The organism is Actinomadura sp. ATCC 39365 (assembly GCF_054392275.1).
Genome location: NZ_CP184335.1, coordinates 10,971,323 through 10,985,223, shown reverse-complemented (window position 1 = coordinate 10,985,223; position 13,901 = coordinate 10,971,323). Strand labels below are relative to the sequence as shown.

Genomic DNA, 13,901 nt, shown 5'->3' with positions numbered 1-13,901 from the left:
CGGGTTTGTAAATAATTGCCCAGACATTTGACTGTTTCGGTCTTCCGAATGCACAGTAAGCCATCACTCCACGTGTCAGCAAAAGGAGCACATGCCGTGTCGACCTCCCCCGTCGTGCAATCGCCGCTCGGCATACCGAAGAGCAGGGTCCGTCAGCTCATGGCGGCCAGTATCGGCAACGTGGTCGAGTGGTACGACTGGTACGCCTACACCTTCCTGGCCACGGTCTTCTCGGCGCAGATCTTCCCCGACAGCTCCGGCAACAGCCTGGTGCCGCTGCTGAGCACATTCGCGGTGTTCGCGGTGGGCTTCTTCATGCGGCCCCTGGGCGGCCTGCTGGTGGGCGCGTTCGCCGACCGGTACGGCCGCAAGTCCGCGATGACCTTCACCATCATCCTGATGGGCGGCGGCTCGCTGCTGCTCGGCCTGACCCCCACCTATGAGGCCGTGGGCCTGCTGTCGCCGGTCATCCTGACGCTGGCCCGGCTGATCCAGGGCCTGTCCGTGGGCGGTGAGTTCGCCGCCGCCACCACGTTCCTCGTCGAGTCGGCCCCGCCGCGCCGCCGCGGGCTGTTCTCCTCCTTCCAGTACGTCAGCACCACCATCGGCCAGCTCATCGCCTCCGGCCTGGCCGCGGTGCTCACCTCGACGCTGGTCAAGGAGGACATGAGCTCCTACGGCTGGCGCATCCCGTTCCTGGTGGGCGCGCTGCTCAGCCTCGTCGGCCTGTGGATCCGCAAGGGCGCCGACGAGACCTCGGCGGTCGCCGAGGAGATCCAGCGGGGCGAGGCCAAGCGGCCGGGCATGTTCGAGTTCCTCAAGCTCCACCCGAGGTCCGCGCTCACCATCGTCGGCATCACGATCGCGGGCACCGTCGCCTACTACACCTGGACCAGCTTCCTGCCCACCTATGCGCAGATCACGGTCTCGTTCGACAAGGCCGAGTCGCTCCAGGTCGGCACGATCTCGCTGGTGTTCTTCATGCTGCTGCAGCCGCTGCTCGGCCTGCTGTCGGACAAGATCGGGCGCAAGCCGATGCTGATCGCGTTCGGGCTCGGCTTCCTGATCCTGCCGGTGCCGCTGCTCGGACTGCTCACCGACTCCTTCGCCAGCCTGCTCGTCGTGCAGATGATCGGCATGGTGTTCCTGGGCTGCTTCACCTCGGTCTCGGCCGCGGTGAACTCGGAGCTGTTCCCGACCCGGGTGCGGGCGGCGGGGGCCGGGTTCCCGTACTCGCTGACCGTGGCGATCTTCGGCGGCACCGCGCCGCTGATCGGCACCGCGCTGCAGAAGGCCGGCAACCCCGGGATGTTCCCGTGGTACATGTCCGCCCTGGCGCTGATCTCCACGCTCGTGTACGTCTTCGTGCTGCGCGAGACCAAGGACGAGCCGCTCCGCTAGGGCGCCGAGGTGCAGGGGCGCTCCCGAAGCTCCTTGACGTAGTCGTCGGGGGCGCCCGCACGCTCGGCCGCGTCGGCCAGGTTGCACAGGTAGCGGGCCGAGGGCAGGCCGCCCTCGTAGCCGTCGAGCACGTAGAACCAGGCGACGACCTCGCCGTCGAGGGTCTGCACCCGCAGCCGCACCTTGTGGTAGGCGCCGCGGACCGCGCCCTCCCACTGGTCGAGCGAGGTCTCCTCCCACTCGGGCACGTCGTAGAGCACGACGAAGACGTGCTCGTCGGGGTCCTCCACGATGGTGGCGATCGAGCTCTCCCACTTGCTGTCGGTGCGGCCGAAGGTCAGCCGCCAGCCGGTCAGCCAGCCGACCCCCCAGATCGGGGAGTGCGGGGCGCGCATGGCCATCTGCTCGGGGTCCATGTTCATCCCGTAGGAGCCGTAAAGCCGTAGATCATTCGGCTTCCCTGATTGATCCGAAAGCCACGCCACGATCCACCCCTCTCGCCGGGTGCCGCTCGTCATCCAGCTATCGCGCCATCCTGCCACGCTGACCCGGCGTGTCGGTCCATCAAGCCGGGCACGGAAGGCCCATGTGTCCCCCATGTCCGCCGGAGCGTGATCCCGTCATGGGCCGGTTGCGGCTTCCGGGGGCACGTGCGGGAGAATGGGACACGTGACGAGGATCGTGATCATTGGTGGCGGGCCGGGCGGCTACGAAGCGGCGCTGGTGGCCGCCCAACTAGGCGCACAGGTCACGATGGTCGAGCAGGACGGGCCGGGCGGGGCCTGCGTGCTCACCGACTGCGTGCCGTCCAAGACGCTGATCGCCACCTCCGTCCGCAAGCAGGCGCTTCTCGACGCGCCCTCGCTCGGCGTGTCGTTCTCCGGCGGCCCCGACGGCGACGCCGGCGTGGTCGGCGTCGACCTGCCGCTGGTCAACAAGCGGGTCAAGGAGCTGGCCCAGGCCCAGTCGGCCGACATCGCGACCCGGGTCGAGGCCGAGGGCGTCGAGATCATCAAGGCGCGGGGGCGGCTGGTCGACCCGCAGGTCGTGCGCGCGGGCGACCGTACGATCAGGGCCGACGTGGTGCTCGTGGCCACGGGCGCGACGCCGCGCGTGCTGCCGGGGGCCGAGCCCGACGGCGAGCGCATCCTCACCTGGCGGCAGCTCTACGACCTGGAGGAGCTGCCCGAGCACCTGATCGTGGTCGGCTCCGGCGTGACCGGCGCGGAGTTCGCCGGCGCGTACCGCTCTCTCGGCGCGGAGGTCACGCTGGTCTCCAGCCGCGACCGGATGATGCCCAACGAGGACGCCGACGGCGCCGAGGTGCTGGAAGAGGTCTACCGGCGGCGCGGCATGAACGTCATGGGCCGCTCGCGCGCCTCCTCCGTCAAGCGCACGGCCGACGGCGTGGTGGTGACCCTGGAGGACGGCCGCACGGCCGAGGGCTCCCACGCGCTGATGACGGTCGGCATGGTCCCCAACACCGGCGGCATCGGCCTGGAGGAGGCCGGCGTGCAGCTCGACCGGAACGGCTTCGTCAAGGTCGACAAGGTCTCCCGCACCTCCGCGCCCGGCGTCTACGCGGCCGGCGACTGCACCGGCGTGCTCATGCTCGCCTCGGTCGCCGCCATGCAGGGCCGCATCGCCGTGTGGCACGCGCTGGGCGAGGCCGTCCAGCCACTGCGGCTGGCCACGGTGGCCTCCAACATCTTCACTGACCCCGAGATCGCGGCCGTCGGCGTGGCGCAGCGCTCGATCGAGGCGGGCGAGATCGACGCGAACGTGGTCAAGCTGCCGCTGGCCACCAACGCGCGGGCCAAGATGCAGGGCTTCAACGACGGCTTCGTCAAGCTGTTCTGCCGCCCCCACACCGGCATCGTGCTCGGGGGCGTGGTCGTGGCCCCGCGCGCCTCGGAGCTGATCCTCGCGGTGTCGCTGGCCGTGCAGCAGCGGCTGACGGTCGACCAGGTCGCCCACTCGTTCGCGGTCTACCCGTCGTTGTCGGGCTCGATCACCGAGGCGGCCCGCCGCCTCATGCAGCCCGAGGCCGCCATCGGCATCTAGCCGTCCCTCTTCAGCGCGCGCGAAGCCGTGCGGGTCGTCCTGACCCGCACGGCTTCTCGTTGTGCGCGCTTGCTTCCGCGCTCATTGGATAGTACTGTTATCCAAGTTTGGATAACGGTACTATCCAATGGGGTGTTCCGGTGACGGTGATCGTTCTTCTGGTGGCCACGCTGGGCTTCCGGCTGCTGGGCGCGCTCGGCGTGCGGCGGTTCGGCACGTGGCAGGTGTCCGCGGCGCACGGGCTGGCCGTCATGGTGGTGATGACGGGAAGCGCGCACTTCGTCCCCGACGGGGTGACCTTCATGCCGAACCACGCCGACCTGGTGCGCATGGTGCCGCCCTTCGTGCCGTTCCCCGCCGCCGTGGTCTACCTGACCGGCGTGCTGGAGCTGGCCGGGGCGGTCGGGCTGGTGCTGCCCGCCACCCGCCGGGCGGCCGGGATCTGCCTGGCCCTGCTGTTCGTCTTCCTGCTCCCGGCGAACATCTACGCGGCGGTCTCCGGCGTGCCCTTCGCGGGCGGGGAGGCCACGCCGCTGTGGGAGCGCATCCCCGAGCAGGTGCTGTACATCGCCGCGGCGCTCTTCGCCGCCTGGCGGCGTGCCGTGCCCGTCCGGGAGGGCGTGGAGGCCGTGCCCGCCGCCCGTTGACCCGTCGTCTTCTTCGCCGGTGAGCCGGTCAGGGCTTCCAGGCCGGGTCGCGGCCGATCAGGCCGAGCAGCCGGTCGAACGGCGGTGCGTCGTCCGGCACCGCCACCGGCGGCCCGAACGCCCCGTTCTGCCGGCCCATCTCCACCGTCTGCTCCGTGAACCCCAGCCCACGGGCGACGGCCTCGGCGTCCGGCTCGTACGCCTGGTCGGTGGCCCTGGCCAGGTCCCAGCCGTGCACGATCATGTCGACCAGCCACAGGTGGGCCACCATGGTCATCGGCAGGCCGCCCAGCGCGGCGCACGTGCCCTCCCACGCCTGCGGCCGCGACCAGGCGGCCAGCATGTGCTCGGCCCGCTCGGGGAAGTCGCCCGCGTACGGGCCCTGCTCGGTGCGCTCCCCGCCGTGCGCCAGCGACGCGAACATCTCCGCCACCCACTCCAGGTGGTTGACCAGCGCCTTGACGTCGAACTCCGCGCACGGCGTCGGGGACCCGAACTGCTCGGGCCGCACCGCGGCCACCAGGCCGGCGGTCCGGTGGGTGGCCCGGGTCATCAGCGGCATCATGTCTTCCATGGCAGCCATGATGTCCCGCCTGCCTCGGGCACGGCTTGTAGAAACGCGACAGCGCGGCTGGGTGAATCCGTACGCGGGGCTGGCCGCCTTCGACTTCGCGCGCCAGGCGCCGCCGCCGGAGCTGGCGGCGTACGTCGACCACTTCTGGGTCGTCACGTGGACCGACCTCGCCGAGCCGTACGTGCAGCGCATCCTGTCGCACCCGACCGTGAACATGACGATCGTCCAGGACTTCCACCGGATCGCGGGCGTGATCGACGGCGGGTTCTCGTACACGATGCGGGGCACCGGCCGCGCGCTCGGCACCCGCTTCCGCCCGGGCGGTTTCCGGACGTTCCTCGGCCGCCCGGTGTCCGAGCTCACCGGGCGGTTCGTGGAGATCGGCGAGATGTTCCCGGCCTCCGGCCCGGCGCTGGTCGGCGGCGTGCTGGCCGAGCCGGACCCGGGCGCCGCCATCGCGCTCGTGGAGGCGTTCCTGCTGGCGCTCGGGCCGGCGCCGGACCCGCCGGCCGAGGAGGCCGCGGCCCTCGTGGGGCTGGTCGAGGACGACGTGACCGTGACCAGGGTCGACGAGCTGGCCGCCAAGGCGGGCCGGTCGGTACGCTCCCTGCAACGGCTGTTCCGGGACTATGTCGGCATCGGCCCCAAATGGGTGATCCGCCGCTTCCGGCTGCACGAGGCCGCGGAACGCGTGCAGCAGGGCCTCGACCTCGCCACGCTCGCCGCCGAGCTGGGCTACACCGACCAGGCCCACCTGACCCGCGACTTCACGGCCGCCGTCGGCATGCCGCCCGCCGCCTACGCCCGCCTCAACCCGCACACCTGACCCCTCCGGCCGGGGTCACCACTCGCGGGTGGCGATCAGCTCCTCGATGTCGGCCTCCGGGAAGCCGTAGGTGGTGGCCACGAACCAGAACTCCTCGGCGATCGCCTCGCGCGCGACGGTCTCGATCTCGCTGCCGGCCTCGTGGAACTCCTCGTCGAGCGCGTTGAACTCCTCCGTCGCGGCATGCGTCAGCGCGTAGAGGGAGGCCAGGTCGCCGGGCCGCTCGGTCTCGACGCGTTCGCACAGTCGCAGCAGGACGGCCCTGCCCTTGTCGACGACGTGGTCGGGGTAGTAGCCGTCGTCGTAGAGGGCCTTGAGGAAGGCGTGGCCGATGACCTGCGGATGCGTGGGGGACAACCCGATCTCCATTTCCGTGCGGACGCGGTCGGACGGCTCGATCATGCCCTGCGCGACCGACAGAATCCGCCGGGTGCGCCCAGGTCAGCGCATCAGCTCGTACGCCGCGTACGCCGTGATCCCGTACGCGAGGTGCGGGACGACGTCGGAGACCCACGCGCCCGCCGGCCACTCGCTCGGGTGGGTGACGTCGAGCAACGTCAGCGGCACGTTCGAGCCGGACATGGCCAGAGCGGTGAGCGCCAGCACCCCGACCGGCCACGACCTGCGCCGCCCCGACAGGAACCCGTAGGCGATGGCCGAGGCGATGCCGGTCGCGTACCCCATGAGCGAGCCCAGCGCCTCCGTGCGGTTGGCGGCCCGGTCGCCGTCGCCGAGGTCGGTGTGCGTCAGGTCGGACAACTTCGCCACGGCCTGCCGCGGCGTGCTGCTCGCGGCCCGTGCCCGGACGAGCATGTCCAGGTAGGAGACGGTGTTCAGCGCCGTGGTGCCCGCCGCTCCCGCGATCAGTCCCTTGACGAGTGTGTGCATGCCCTGGCCGCTACCCCGCCCGGCCCGCCCGTCACCCGCCCGGCGGGCCTTGGGACCGGTGCGCGGTCGGCGGGCCGTACCGTGGCAGGGTGAGCGCCGATGGGATGTCCGCCGCGCTGTCGCCGTACGTGACGACGCTGGCCGCCTACGACCTCGGGCCCGGTTCGGGCGGGGTTCATCGCGGGCTGCCGTCGTCCACGCTGTCGGTCACGATCCCCGAGGACGGCCCGGTCGACATCGCCTGGCTCGGGCGGCCGGGGCCGGGGTGGCGGCTGCGCGCCGCCGTCGCCGGGCTGCACCTCGACGCGGCCGAGCTGCGGCAGCGGGCAGGCACGCGCGGGGTGTGGCTGACGCTCACCCCGCCGGGCGCCGCCGCCCTGCTCGGGGTCCCCGCCTCGGCGCTGGCCGGGGAGGTGGCCGACCTCGCCGACGTCGTCCCGGCGCTGGCCGACCTGCCGGAGCGCCTGGCGGGCTGCCGGTCCTGGGCCCAGCGCCGCGCCCTGGTCGAACGCCGGCTGCTCGCGGGGCTGGCCCGGCACGGCGACCGCGCCGCCCGCCGCACCTCGCGGGCCACGCTCGCGGCCCTGTCCGGGACCGCCCGGGTCGAGGAGGCCGCCCGGCTCCTCGGGTGCTCGTGGCGCCACCTGAGCGGGGCGGTGCGCGGGGAGTTCGGGGTGACGCCGAAGGAGTACCAGCGGCTCGTCCGCTTCGAGGCCGCCCGGCGCCGGCTCGTGGCCGCCGCGCGCTCCGGCCGGACGGCGCTCGCGGAGGTGGCCGCCGCCTCGGGCTTCGCCGACCAGGCGCACCTGACCAGGGAGTGGCGCGCCATGGCCGGCTGCACGCCCACGGAATGGCTGCGCACCGAAGGCCCGCCCGCCCCGCCTCCTCCAGTTCCACACTGACACCCGGGCCTCCGGCGTCCGCCGTGATCCGTGCCCGTTTGTTCAAGACCCCGGCCGTCGCGCGCCTCGACGATGGCCGCATGGACATGCACTTCGTTCCTCGCCTCATCGTGCCCGACCCCGACCGGGCCTCCGCCTTCTACCGGGACACCCTGGGCGCCGAGGAGGTGTTCCGCGCCGCGCCGGGTGACGACGGGCGGCCCACCGTCATCGAGCACCGCCTCGGCAGCGCCACGTTCCGGGTCTCGCCCGCCGTCGCCGACTGGGGCTGGCTATCGCCGGACGACCTGGGCGGCTCCCCGGTGCTCCTGGAGATCGTCGTCGACGACCCGGACGCCGTCGGCGAGCGCATGACCGCCCAGGGCGCGCGGACGGTCGTGCCGATCGAGAACCGGCCCTACGGCATGCGCTCGGGCCGTCTCCGCGACCCGTACGGCCACCTGTGGATCCTCACCGGCGACCTGCGCTGAGGCGCCGGGCGGCGCGGTGGCCCTTTTTTCCCGCTGGTCCGGCCTGTCATGCTGCTCGGCATGGAGGACATGGATCAGGCGCACGTCCGCATCCGGCCCTTCCGCGCCGAGGACCGTCCGGGGGTGCTGGCGCTGGCTCCCCGGCTGGCGGAAGGGGTCGCGGCCTGGCGGGACCCCGGCGCGGCCGTACGGGCGGCGGAGCGGTGGCTCGCCGGGTCCGTCGCCGTGGCGGAGGAAGGACGGGGAGCGGTCTTCGTCGCCGTGCGGGGATCCCGGGTCGTCGGCGTCGTCTCGGTGGACCGGCAGCGGCACTTCACCGGCGACGAGGACGCCTACGTCGGCGAGCTGGCGGTCGCCCCCGAGGCCGTCCGCGCGGGTCTGGGCCGCCGGCTCATGGCGGCGGCCGAGGACTGGGCCCGTGACCAGGGCCTGCGCCACCTCACCCTGGAGACGGGCGCCGCCAACACCGCCGCCCGCCGGTTCTACGCCGCTCTCGGCTACACGGAGGAGAGCGTGCGGCTGGCCCGGTCGCTGGACCGCGCCGTCCAGACCCGGCTGAGCTGAAGCACGCTGCCGGCGAACAGCAGCACGCCCAGCGGCACGTGCAGGGTCGTCACGTGCGCGATGCCCAGCGCGACCTGGGCGCTGACCAGCACCAGGAACCCGGCCGCGTGCATGATCGGCTTCGGCGAGCCGCCGCCCGGCCGCCACGCCAGGATCGCGGCCACCAGGTGCAGCACCGCCACGACGAACACCGTGTACGCGGCGGCGCTGTGCAGCGGCTGCCCGTTGGGCACCGACAACAGCAGCCCGGCGGTGACCGGCGCGGCGAACAGGGCCAGGGTCTGCAGGATGATCGCGACACGTAGCAACATGGGGAACTCCTCGACCGCCGGGTGACGGCGGTCCGCTTCTGGGGCTTGCCTTCGAAAAGTCCGACGACGTGACCGCCGGAAATGTGAGGTGGCGCGGTGACCTCACATCCGGGAGCGCCGTCTCGTCGGACAGACTAGGGCAAAAGCGACTAAGGGAGTCGTCCATATCATGACCACCGCACCCGACCCCGGCCTGGACGCGATCATCAGCGAGCGCAGGCAGCTCATCAACCTCGCCTACCGCCTCCTCGGCTCGCTGGCCGACGCCGAGGACGTCGTCCAGGAGACCTACACCCGCTGGTACGCCATGCCCCCCGGGCAGCAGGCGGCCATCGAGTCGCCGGGCGCCTGGCTGACCAGGGTCGCCGGCCGCATCTGCCTGGACGTGCTCGGCTCGGCCCGCGTCCGCCGCGAGCGCTACGTGGGCGAATGGATCCCCGAGCCGCTGCCCGACCGCACGGAATGGCCCGGCGACGACCCGGCCGACCGGATCACCCTGGACGAGTCGGTCAACATGGCCTTCCTCGTCGTGCTGGAGTCGATGACACCGGCCGAGCGGGTCGCGTTCGTCCTGCACGACGTCTTCCGCTACCCCTTCGCCGAGGTGGCCGAGATCGTCAGCCGCACCCCGGCCGCCTGCCGCAAGCTGGCCTCCTCCGCCCGGCACCGCATCGACGCCGCGCGCACCTCGGTGACGCCGGCGGCCCGGCAGGCCGGCATCGTCCGCGAGTTCAAGCAGGCGTGGGAGGCCAAGGACATCGACGCCCTCGTCGCCCTGCTCGACCCCGGCGTGGTCGGCGTCGCCGACGGCGGCGGCGTGGTCAACGCCGTGCTGCGGCCGATCGAGGGCGCCGGACAGGTGGCCCGCTACGCCGTCGAGATCGCCACCCGGGCGCCGGCCATGACGCTGCTGGAGCGCACCGTCAACGGCCGCCCCGGCCTGGTGGCCCAGCGGGACGGCGTCACCGTGATGGTCGTGGCGTTCGACGTGGCGGAGGGCCGGATCAAGCGGCTGTGGGCGGTGCGCAACCCCGACAAGCTCCACCCCTGGACGGCGGCCTGACCCTCACATTCCCGGACGCTGTGTCGTCGGTCCGCCGAGACACGATCGCCGAAGAAGGGAAGCCGATGTCCACGACGACCGAGCAGGAGAACCTCCAGTCGCGTCTGCCCGATCCCTCCAGGTTCTTCCCCGAGCTGGGGGAGATCGCCGTGGCCATGACCAAGGCCACCCGCAACGGCGCGATCCCGGGGAGCACCGTCGGCCTGGTGCAGCTGCGCGCCGGGCAGATCGTCGGCAGCACGTACCACACGGTCCGGCAGGCCGACCTGCTGCGCCGGGCGGGGGAGCCGGACGAGCGCCTCGCCGCCGTGGCGTCGTGGCGGGACGCCCCCTACTTCTCCGGCGCCGAACGGGTGGCGCTGGAGCTGGTGGAGGCCGTCCTCACCGCGAACCCGGCCGGGGAACGCGTCCCCGACGAGCTGTACGCCAGGGCGGCGGCCCACTACGACGACAAGGCCCTGTGGACGCTCGTCCTGGCGATCAGCCAGATCTGTTTCTTCATCCCCGTCGCCGTCATAGCCAGGCCGATCCCCGGCAGGCCCCCCGGCAAGAACTACACCGGCTGACGCCGGCGGCTACGCGACCGGGGCGGTGGTCCCGGCGAGCAGGCGGCCGACCTCTTCCTGGTCGGCCTTCCTGCCGTAACCGGCGAACTGGAAGGTCTCCTCCTTCAGGAACTCCGCCCAGTGCTCGAGCACGAACGCGCGTCCGGCGGCCACGTCACCGGGCGGGGGAGCCTGGTCCAGGAAGCCCCGCTGCCACGGCGCGAACTCCAGGAACTGGGAGGCGTGGGCCAGGCACGCGTCCAGCTTGGCCGTCAGCACCGAGGACACGTCCACCACCACGTCGGGCCGGTGGACGGGGGCGGAGGCGTAGTCCGTCATGAGCAGGCACACCGGCATGCGCTGCAGGGCCGGCTTGCCCACCTCCAGGTTGCGCGTCATCGCGAACTCGACCGCGTGCGCGGCCAGTTGCCCGGCGGCCCGGTTGTCGGGGTGGCCGCCGCCGTCGGCGTGCAGGGCGATCACCAGGTCGGGCCGCCAGGCGCGGATCTGCGCCAGCACCCGCAACCGCAGCTCGACGGTGGGTTCCAGCATGCCGTCGTGCACGTCGAAGATCTCATAGTCCACCACGCCCAGGGCGTCGGCCGCGCGCCACGCCTCCTCGGCGCGGCGGCGCGCCAGCGGGCCGCGCTCCAGCACGTGGTGCCCGGCGTCGCCGTTGGTGAGCGTCAAAAACTTCACCGCGTGGCCGGCCTGTGCCAGCAGCGCGGCCGTGCCGCCCGCGTAGATCTCGGGCTCGTCGGGATGAGCGGCGATCACGAGGGTTCTCAACATGTGCGTCCTTAGGGGTTGGATTCACCGGTACGACCGGCCGTACCGGCTTGGAAGACCCGCTCGCGGGTCAGGTCCAGGGCGTAGCAGAGAGCGCCGCCGAGCACGGCGTTGCCGCACACGGCGCTGAGGGCGACGGTCACCGGCACCAGCGGCGTCGAGGCCAGACGGTCGGCGACTCGCGCCCTGAGCGGCTCGCCTCCCGCGACGCACAGCGGCCCGGCCAGCACGACCAGGCCCGGATCCAGCACCCCGATCGCGGCCGTCACGCCGAGCGCCACCCGCGCGGCGGCGTCGTCGAGGAAGCCCTGGGGGGCCTCGGCCAGCGTCCGGCTCACGGCGGTGAGCGTGGGGTCGCCGGGCAGGCCGTGCGCCTGCGCCAGCGCGGCCAGCGGCTCGGCGCCGAGCAGCGCGCCGAGCGGACCGCCGTCCTGGCCGTAGCGGCGGCCGGTGGTGACCGGGTCGGGCACGATGACCGAGCCGACCTCGCCGCCACGCCCGGTGACGCCCCGCCAGAGCGCGCCGTCGAGCACGACTCCGGCGCCGACCCCGCCGCCCACCCAGAACAGCACGAAACTGCTGTCGTCGTGCTCCTGGAGCTCGCGGATGGCGACCAGGTTGACGTCGTTCTCCAGGCGGACGTTGCCTGGCAGGTCGTCCAGGCCGGACCAGCCCGACAGCTGCACGGCCTGCCGCAGCCGCCGGCCGTCGGCCTCCACCACTCCCGGCACGCCCACCACGACCTGGTCGAGCCGGTCCAGCTCGAAGCCGGCCGCGCCGACCGTCTCGGCCAGCAGCCGCCGGGCGTCGCCGGTCGCCTCGGTGCGATGGGTGCCGAGCACCCGGCCGGTCAGGTCGGCGACCGACACCTCGATCGAGCTCGTGGTGAGATCGACCCCCGCGACGCGCGCGGCGGAGCCGTCGAGCTGCCACATCTGCGCGGCCGGCCCGGCGTTGCCCGGCTTGAGACCGGCCTTCATGGCCAGCCCGCTGTTCTCCAGCCTGCGCAGCACCTCGGCCGCCGACGCCTTGGACAGGCCCGTGTGCAGTTCCAGCTCGGCGCGGGTGAGGCCGCCGTGCTCGAGGAGCAGGGTGAGCGCGGCGCGCTCGTTGAGCGTGCGGAAGACGGTGGGGTTTCCTGAAGACATTCCTACTTCAGCGCTCCTGATGTCAGCCCGGACTGGATATGTCGCTGGAAGACGATATAGATCAGCACGACAGGAAGCACCGTCATGCTGAGTGCGGCGAACAGTCCGGGCCAGTCGGCCTCGTACCCGGCGATGGTGGAGATGTCGGCCACGCCCTGGGTGATGACCCACAGGCTCTTGTCGCCGGGCAGCAGGACCAGCGGTATGAGGTACTGGTTCCACTGGCCGAGCACGTTGAAGATGGTCAGGCTGACCAGCGCCGGGCGGGCCATGGGCAGCATGACCTGGAAGAACGTGCGGGTGTGCGAGGCCCCGTCGATCATCGCCGCCTCGGCCACCGCGTCCGGCAGCGCCCTGAAGAAGGACGTCAGGAAGAACACCGTGAACGGCAGCGAGTAGGCGATGTAGACCAGGACCAGGCCGACGTGGCTGTTGAGCAGCCCGAGCCCGTCCACCACGAAGAACAGCGGCACGAGCGCCAGGAAGACCGGGAAGGCCATGCCGGAGACGAACAGGAAGTAGACCAGCCGGTTGCCCGGGAATCGGTAGCGGGCCAGCACGTACGCGGCCATCGAGCTGAGCAGCATCGTCCCGGCCACGCCGAAGAAGACCACGATGACCGTGTTGAGCAGGTAGCGGCCGATGTTGGCCCGCTCCCAGGCCCGCGCCCAGTTGTCCCAGCGCAGCTCGCCGGGCAGTTGCAGGGCGTCGCCGAAGATCTCGGCGTTGCTCTTGAACGAGGCCAGCAGGGTCCACAGCAGCGGGGCGATGATGAGCAGCGCCCAGAGGCCAAGAACAGCCTGGATGCTGATTTTTCGGAACATTTCAGTAGACGACCTTCTGGCGGCGGGTCACGCGCAACGTCAGCGCGGCGAAGGTGAGGGTCAGGAAGAACAGCGCCACGCCCATGGCCGAGGCGTAGCCGAACCGGGAGTAGGAGAAGGCGTTCTTGTAGATCTCCGTGGCCAGCACGGTGGTCGCGCCGTCCGGCCCGCCCTGCTCCACCGACAGGACGTTGACCAGCGCGAACCCGTCGAACGCGGCGATCCCCAGATAGACCCAGGCCACCTGGACGGTGTCCCACACCAGGGGCAGCGTGATGGAGAAGAACGTGCGCAGCCGCCCGGCGCCGTCGAGGGCGGCCGCCTCGAACACGTCCTTCGGAATGGCCGCCATCCCGGCCGAGAACAGCACGACGTAGAAGCCGACCGCCTGCCACACCATCACCGCGATGATCGACCACAGCGCCAGGTTCTGGTCCGTCAGCCAGCCGACCGGCTCCACGCCCAGCTTCGCCAGCGCGCCGTTCAGCACGCCGCTCGCGTCCGGCCGGTAGACGGCCTTGAACAGCACCCCGACCACCGCGACCGCCAGCACCTGCGGCAGGAAGAAGATCACCCGGTAGAACCGGGCCCCCGGCGTGCCCGCCGAGTCGCCGAGCAGGTACGCGAAGACCAGCGCGAGCGCGATGGTCACCAACGGCAGCGTGACCAGCAGGACCGCGTGGTTGCGGACCGCCTGCCAGAACGTGTCGTTGCCGAGCATCCGCCGGAAGTTGTCCAGGCCGACGAAGTTCAGGTTCGCCGACACCCCGCGCCAGTCGGTCAGCGCGATCTGGAACGCCTGGGCGTACGGGCTGATCACGAAGACCACGTAGAGGACCACGGGCAGGGCGAGGAAGCCCGCGACGAAGCCGTGCCGCCTCATCG

The 13,901-nt window shown here is 72.0% G+C and carries 18 protein-coding genes; 9 read left to right on the top strand and 9 right to left on the bottom strand.

The genetic code is table 11. The annotated features are described in order from the left end of the window. Positions 1–96: 96 nt before the first annotated feature. Entirely contained in the window at positions 97–1,401 is a 1,305-nt protein-coding gene (locus ACNF49_RS52405) for an MFS transporter (protein ID WP_482942319.1), read from the top strand. On the opposite strand, the gene ACNF49_RS52400 is transcribed toward ACNF49_RS52405, so the two are convergent. Then, entirely contained in the window at positions 1,398–1,817 is a 420-nt protein-coding gene (locus tag ACNF49_RS52400; protein ID WP_357969864.1) for a gamma-glutamylcyclotransferase family protein, read from the bottom strand. The two genes, ACNF49_RS52405 and ACNF49_RS52400, sit on opposite strands and share 4 nt — an antisense overlap. Before the next feature lie 253 nt (positions 1,818–2,070). On the opposite strand from ACNF49_RS52400, the gene ACNF49_RS52395 reads away from it, so the two are divergent. Further along, the gene (locus tag ACNF49_RS52395) at positions 2,071–3,465 is read left to right on the top strand and encodes an NAD(P)H-quinone dehydrogenase (protein ID WP_352325471.1); all 1,395 of its coding nucleotides are present in this window, start codon (positions 2,071–2,073) and stop codon (positions 3,463–3,465) included. Between the two features lie 140 nt (positions 3,466–3,605). Then, positions 3,606–4,112, top strand: a complete 507-nt coding sequence (locus ACNF49_RS52390; RefSeq protein WP_498703722.1) for a DoxX family protein — start codon at positions 3,606–3,608, stop codon at positions 4,110–4,112. 28 nt (positions 4,113–4,140) lie between these two features. Here the strand turns inward: ACNF49_RS52390 and ACNF49_RS52385 are convergent, their stop codons facing one another. After that, positions 4,141–4,686: a TIGR03086 family metal-binding protein gene (locus tag ACNF49_RS52385; RefSeq protein ID WP_482942318.1), complete on the bottom strand. Its 546-nt coding sequence runs from the start codon at positions 4,684–4,686 to the stop codon at positions 4,141–4,143. Between the two features lie 61 nt (positions 4,687–4,747). On the opposite strand from ACNF49_RS52385, the gene ACNF49_RS52380 reads away from it, so the two are divergent. After that, positions 4,748–5,512 carry a DUF6597 domain-containing transcriptional factor gene (locus ACNF49_RS52380; protein ID WP_482942317.1) on the top strand — a complete coding sequence of 255 codons (765 nt, stop codon included), beginning with the start codon at positions 4,748–4,750 and terminating at the stop codon, positions 5,510–5,512. 15 nt (positions 5,513–5,527) lie between these two features. Here the strand turns inward: ACNF49_RS52380 and ACNF49_RS52375 are convergent, their stop codons facing one another. Then, positions 5,528–5,914, bottom strand: coding sequence for a DUF5713 family protein (locus ACNF49_RS52375; protein WP_482942316.1), 387 nt, complete (start codon positions 5,912–5,914; stop codon positions 5,528–5,530). Positions 5,915–5,953: 39 nt separating this feature from the next. Next, positions 5,954–6,400: a hypothetical protein gene (locus tag ACNF49_RS52370; protein ID WP_482942315.1), complete on the bottom strand. Its 447-nt coding sequence runs from the start codon at positions 6,398–6,400 to the stop codon at positions 5,954–5,956. An 89-nt stretch (positions 6,401–6,489) separates the two neighbouring features. Here ACNF49_RS52370 and ACNF49_RS52365 point away from each other — a divergent pair, with 89 nt between their 5' ends. The 3 genes from ACNF49_RS52365 (at position 6,490) to ACNF49_RS52355 (ending at position 8,336) form a co-directional block, all read left to right on the top strand. Further along, complete coding sequence (locus tag ACNF49_RS52365) at positions 6,490–7,302, top strand: helix-turn-helix domain-containing protein (protein WP_482942314.1); 813 nt, start codon at positions 6,490–6,492, stop codon at positions 7,300–7,302. A gap of 80 nt (positions 7,303–7,382) precedes the next feature. Beyond that, a complete protein-coding gene (locus tag ACNF49_RS52360) occupies positions 7,383–7,772 on the top strand; it encodes a VOC family protein (protein ID WP_482942313.1) in 390 nt (129 codons plus the stop codon). Positions 7,773–7,832: 60 nt separating this feature from the next. After that, positions 7,833–8,336, top strand: coding sequence for a GNAT family N-acetyltransferase (locus ACNF49_RS52355; protein WP_482942312.1), 504 nt, complete (start codon positions 7,833–7,835; stop codon positions 8,334–8,336). Here ACNF49_RS52355 and ACNF49_RS52350 read toward each other — a convergent pair. Further along, a complete protein-coding gene (locus ACNF49_RS52350; protein ID WP_357969884.1) occupies positions 8,270–8,647 on the bottom strand; it encodes a hypothetical protein in 378 nt (125 codons plus the stop codon). The two genes, ACNF49_RS52355 and ACNF49_RS52350, sit on opposite strands and share 67 nt — an antisense overlap. 169 nt (positions 8,648–8,816) lie before the next feature. On the opposite strand from ACNF49_RS52350, the gene sigJ reads away from it, so the two are divergent. Next, positions 8,817–9,710, top strand: a complete 894-nt coding sequence (gene sigJ / locus ACNF49_RS52345) for an RNA polymerase sigma factor SigJ (RefSeq protein WP_482942311.1) — start codon at positions 8,817–8,819, stop codon at positions 9,708–9,710. Positions 9,711–9,775: 65 nt separating this feature from the next. Further along, entirely contained in the window at positions 9,776–10,276 is a 501-nt protein-coding gene (locus ACNF49_RS52340; RefSeq protein WP_482942310.1) for a carboxymuconolactone decarboxylase family protein, read from the top strand. Positions 10,277–10,285: 9 nt separating this feature from the next. On the opposite strand, the gene ACNF49_RS52335 is transcribed toward ACNF49_RS52340, so the two are convergent. From ACNF49_RS52335 to ACNF49_RS52320, 4 genes are read right to left on the bottom strand one after another with little or no spacing between them, the layout of a single operon-like run. Continuing rightward, the gene (locus tag ACNF49_RS52335) at positions 10,286–11,047 is read right to left on the bottom strand and encodes a PIG-L deacetylase family protein (RefSeq protein ID WP_357969889.1); all 762 of its coding nucleotides are present in this window, start codon (positions 11,045–11,047) and stop codon (positions 10,286–10,288) included. A gap of 8 nt (positions 11,048–11,055) precedes the next feature. Beyond that, on the bottom strand, positions 11,056–12,192 hold the full coding sequence (locus ACNF49_RS52330) for an ROK family transcriptional regulator (protein WP_357969892.1): 1,137 nt from the start codon (positions 12,190–12,192) through the stop codon (positions 11,056–11,058). A 2-nt stretch (positions 12,193–12,194) separates the two neighbouring features. Then, positions 12,195–13,016 carry a carbohydrate ABC transporter permease gene (locus ACNF49_RS52325; protein WP_352325486.1) on the bottom strand — a complete coding sequence of 274 codons (822 nt, stop codon included), beginning with the start codon at positions 13,014–13,016 and terminating at the stop codon, positions 12,195–12,197. Position 13,017: 1 nt separating this feature from the next. Next, complete coding sequence (locus ACNF49_RS52320) at positions 13,018–13,899, bottom strand: carbohydrate ABC transporter permease (protein ID WP_482942309.1); 882 nt, start codon at positions 13,897–13,899, stop codon at positions 13,018–13,020. Positions 13,900–13,901 lie beyond the last annotated feature (2 nt).